Source organism: Mesorhizobium alhagi CCNWXJ12-2 (assembly GCF_000236565.1).
GTDB lineage: Bacteria > Pseudomonadota > Alphaproteobacteria > Rhizobiales > Rhizobiaceae > Allomesorhizobium > Allomesorhizobium alhagi.
On record NZ_AHAM01000347.1, the window covers coordinates 1 to 3737 of the forward strand.

Annotated in this window: 2 protein-coding genes and 1 pseudogene; 1 reads left to right on the forward strand and 2 read right to left on the reverse strand. The window is 61.5% G+C overall.

Going from position 1 to position 3737, the window contains the following annotated elements:
- Nucleotides 1–148, reverse strand: a pseudogene (locus tag MAXJ12_RS37460) (nucleotidyltransferase); the annotation flags it as partial.
- A 660-nt stretch (nt 149–808) separates the two neighbouring features.
- Between MAXJ12_RS37460 and MAXJ12_RS34020 the strand changes: the two are divergent.
- Nucleotides 809–2266: a hypothetical protein gene (locus MAXJ12_RS34020; RefSeq protein ID WP_008840804.1), complete on the forward strand. Its 1458-nt coding sequence runs from the start codon at nt 809–811 to the stop codon at nt 2264–2266.
- A 911-nt stretch (nt 2267–3177) separates the two neighbouring features.
- Here the strand turns inward: MAXJ12_RS34020 and MAXJ12_RS34025 are convergent.
- Nucleotides 3178–3737 (reverse strand): HEPN domain-containing protein (locus MAXJ12_RS34025; RefSeq protein WP_008840805.1); only part of this gene is annotated, 560 nt, incomplete at its 5' end.

Genomic DNA, 3737 nt, shown 5'->3' on the forward strand with positions numbered 1-3737 from the left:
GGAGGATTTTCAGGATGCGGCCGTTCTTCTTCCAGTCGGAGCTGCCCAGCGCCAGCGCATCCTCGAACTCGGCATGGAGGATTTCCAACACACGGGCGAGCTCCCGCTGCTTCTCTTCGGGCAGATGATCAATGGTGCTCTTCATCATCGATAACAGCTCAAGGCGGCGGGGCTCACCAGCGGCGCCGCCACATTCCACTTTCAAGGGCTAACAGACCGATCCTGAAGCAGCAATCGTCTTGGTTGCAAAGGTTTCGAAGGAGCGCCGGTCGGGCGTGTCCATCGAACGCCTCCTCGATAGGGGCTGAAGCGTAGGACTGATGTGAACGCACTCGGATCACCAAGCCGCCATCGGCTGTAAATCAGTTTGACAGAACAAGGAGGCGACCCAGCACCCAGGCAACGCGGACGACCCAATTCGCCCTTGAACGCCTCCAACCCAACACCGCGCAAGGATTGCGCCGGTCGCCGCGTAGTAAAGAAGCCCGCGTGGGACGGCGGCGGATATACCGGGACGGCCGGAACACAGCTCGACGACCTCGATAAATGCCCGTTCTGCCGGATCAGGATCGCCGCCATGCTGCGCGATCCTGACGCGCGCGCATGGGCTCGAGCTTTTGGGATTGCCGATCTGGATACCCGTCATTCGCTTCCATCCGCTACGCCCATTGGCTCTCTTGCCGACACGCACTCGCTCCACAAGGATATGGCCGTCGAATCCAGTTTTGGGCCGCAGCCAATGTTTGACGCAAGGGACCATGCCACGGCCTGCCGGCCGCCACACCGCGGCGATGGGAGCTGATCGGCCATGCAGGTCTCGCTCATTGGCCTGTCAGTGTTTGCGATAACACTGATCGTCGCCTACTATTCGAGAGGGATGCTGATCATCGGGCTGGTCGCTTCGCTGGCCTTCGGTTCGACAGCCATGATGACGCTCACCTCGCTGGGCGGTTCATCGCCACTGATCTATACCCTCTTTGCGGCCCTGCTGGTGATGGCTGTCACGGCAAGGCGGCGGATATGGCTGGACCTCGGCAACGTCTTCGGCAGCATCCGCCCGATATGGGTGCTCAGCGCCCTTATGGCCTATGCGATTGTGGGGGCCTGGTTCCTTCCTCGCTTCTTTGCCGGTCAGACCAGCGTCTTCGTGCAATCCAGGACGCGAATGTCGGTTGTCGAGGCCTCGTTGGCCCCGGTGAGCGCCAACATCTCCCAGACCGGCTATTTCATCTTGGGTGGGCTGACGGCAATCGCTCTTTGCGCACTGCTCCTGCACACAAACCGGATCGACCAGATCCGTCGAGGGTTCTTCCTGTGGTGTGGTTTGCATACCACCATGGGCCTGGTCGATTTCCTGGGCAAGAGCTCCGGCGCGGGCGATCTGCTGGCGCCGATCAGAACCGCCAACTACGCCATCATCACGGGCGCCGAGGAAGCTGGGTTCACCAGGATCGCTGGCGCTTATTCGGAAGCATCGGCGTTCGGGGGCGTTTCCCTTGCCTGTCTGGCCTTCTGCTACACTTACTGGCGAAAAACCAGGTCGCGGCTGGCCCAGTGGCTCGCCCTGACATTGCTTGTGCTCATTGTCCTGTCCACTTCCTCTACTGCCTACGTCGGCCTTGCGATACTCAGCATCCCGGTCGCTTTCTCGATCGCCCGCTCGCTGATTTCTGGCCGGATCGGCAGCGACGAGATCCTGATCATGACATTGCTGGCTTGCGGCCTGGCCGCGGCGCTGGGTATCGCCGTCGTCAATGCAGGATTTTTCGACCCGTTCATCCGCCTCATCGAGGCCACGATCATCAACAAGAGCACGTCCTCCTCGGGTCTTGAGCGAACCTACTGGAACGTCAAGAGCCTTCAGGCTTTTGTGGATACGAGCGGGCTTGGGATCGGGTTCGGCAGCTCGCGGGCATCGAGTTGGCCGATCGCAGTGCTGTCACAGCTCGGTCTGTTCGGAGCCATCATGATGGCCATCCTGCTCGGCGTCATTTTTCGAGGCCTGGGTCGATACAGCGCCCGGGTCGACCTGGAAACGGATGCGGTGGCGACCAGCGTCAAAAATTGCGCCTTGGCAAGCATCGTCAGCGGCTCATTGGTCAGCGGAACAGCCGATCCTGGCATTGTCTTCTTCGTCGCGCTGGCGGTCATCTCGGCGACGAGGGTCCGGGCTCGTAGCACCGGGAACGCCACGCGGCCGTTGCTGGAGCAGCGGGGTGCGCGCCGGCGGCAGGGATCCTGGGACGTGGCTATGCAGCGATCTTGAGACGGGTCCCGGCTTGCTAGCCGTGGAGCGTCCATCTCTTGCGCTACATGGCAGTGTCCAGACCGCGGATAGCGGACTGATCGATAACACGGCGGAAAATCCGAAAGGTGCGGTGGATTTCGAGTGGCCCCTGCGCGTCTGGCCGGAGTTGAAGCGTGCTGCGGGTCCCATTCCGGGCGCAAGATCGCAGCACTCGGTCACGAAGTGCTGTTGATCTCGCCTGCGCCAAATGGGGGGCACGACGCAGACCACCTATGCCGACGCGAACGGTTGGGCCGTGATCCTCAAGACGGTTCGCTTTGTTTGGTCGGTGAGCAGCAGACGGCAGCGATGGCGCTGAAGACGCGGCCGTGTGGCCCGTCGGCGAACTCAGGTGGTTGTGCCTCGGGCATTCATCGGAATTGGGCATTCTCGCCGGCATCAGCTCGGCGACGTTGCGTCGATTGATATCCTGCGCGATTAAACTGGTGCTCGCTTTCCAAAGCTGCCCGTTTAACCGGCGATTGACGTGATCGAGAACCAGGTGCGGCCTTGTCGCTCACGCTTCGCACGGTTTGCCCCGGAGACGCCCTCCAGGCTCATCGCCGCACCAGACGCGCCGCCTTCTTGTGATCATGGCGATTCCCTCTCAGGTCAGCATGATCTGTAGCCGCGGATCACCCAAAGCGTCTGCGCACCGCTGCCAGGGTACGCATGGGCTTCACAAATCGCGGCATCGTCAGGACTCCCGCTCGATACCGAACCGACGAGCGGACGACCTTCAGGATAGCGCAAGCCCACCGCTCGCTCTCGCCACCTCGCTGGCGAGGTGCTAGCGCGACGGTGCTTCGTCAGCACCCTCGAAACGCGCAATTCGTGCTGAGACCGGTCGCGGGGGTAGGGTTGGGTTTGGGGTGGAGGCAGGCGCACGGTTAGTCGGAGCGGTCTTTCAGTCGAGACAGATGAGCGAGGCAAACTTGTTCCACGAGCCGGTGGAGTTCGGCTGTGCGTTCTCCTAGCCAAGCGAGCGCTTCCTCGCTGATGGCGTAGTGTTTCGAGTAGCGGGCCTTCACGTAGGCCTCGTTCAGCGTGTTGAACCAGGCCCGATGGCGCTGCTCCTGTCGCGGCCAAACTTCGGCAAGGCGCCGATCTTGGTCCTCCGCCAGCGCTCGGAGGAATTTGAGGTTGTGCGAAGGTGGGCTGTAGTGGGTAAGGACCAGGAGTACGGTTGCGTAAGCATGTTCGATCGCTTGGTGAAGGAGAAAGGCGGCTTCCTTTTGCCGGCCCTTTCTCAATGAGTAGCCGAACGTGTCGAGAAAGCCAAATGCGCCCGGTAAACGCTCGTCCAAGTGCTCCTTTGCCGCCTCGTATGCATGGCGAGGGGTAAGCGGCTTCGGCTCGGCCAGCGGTTCATCGTCCAGCTCGTAGAGCACAATGCCCTCGCGGCGGATATCGCTGAAGAAATACTGCCCTTGGCGCAGGGCGGTGTTGA

Excerpts from the sequence above, each read along its gene's own strand:
- MAXJ12_RS34020 (WP_008840804.1), top strand. The coding sequence starts at position 809 with ATGCAGGTCTCGCTCATTGGCCTGTCAGTGTTTGCGATAACACTGATC.